The 311-nt window shown below is 43.4% G+C and carries 1 pseudogene; it reads right to left on the bottom strand.

Going from position 1 to position 311, the window contains the following annotated elements:
- Positions 1–311: pseudogene (locus tag AAEZ05_RS28090) on the bottom strand (glutathione S-transferase family protein); the annotation flags it as partial.

The following is a 311-nucleotide window of genomic DNA, read 5'->3' as shown; positions in this document are numbered from 1 at the left end:
CCTCTAAGGTATCTAGCGCAGCAAACAGCTCAGTCACCGCTTCTTCATAAGCCTCTTGCGTGCTTGCAAATCCTGATTTGTAGACACCATTATTAACGGTAGAATAAACAAAGGCATTAATCTCATCAATCTCTGCTAATAATTCTGACGGTAGAAAATTACCTGCTAGTGCGCCAACCTCATCGAAGGCTGAATTGAGCATACGAATGATTTCAGACGATTCATTGCTAACGATCGTTTTGGTTTTTTTATCCCATAATATTGGCACTGTCACGCGCCCGGTGTAGTCGGACTTTGCCGCGACATAGATC

The organism is Pseudomonas sp. HY13-MNA-CIBAN-0226 (assembly GCF_040310305.1).
In the GTDB taxonomy this organism is placed as follows: domain Bacteria; phylum Pseudomonadota; class Gammaproteobacteria; order Pseudomonadales; family Pseudomonadaceae; genus Aquipseudomonas; species Aquipseudomonas gregormendelii.
This window is presented reverse-complemented; position numbering and strand designations above follow the sequence as displayed.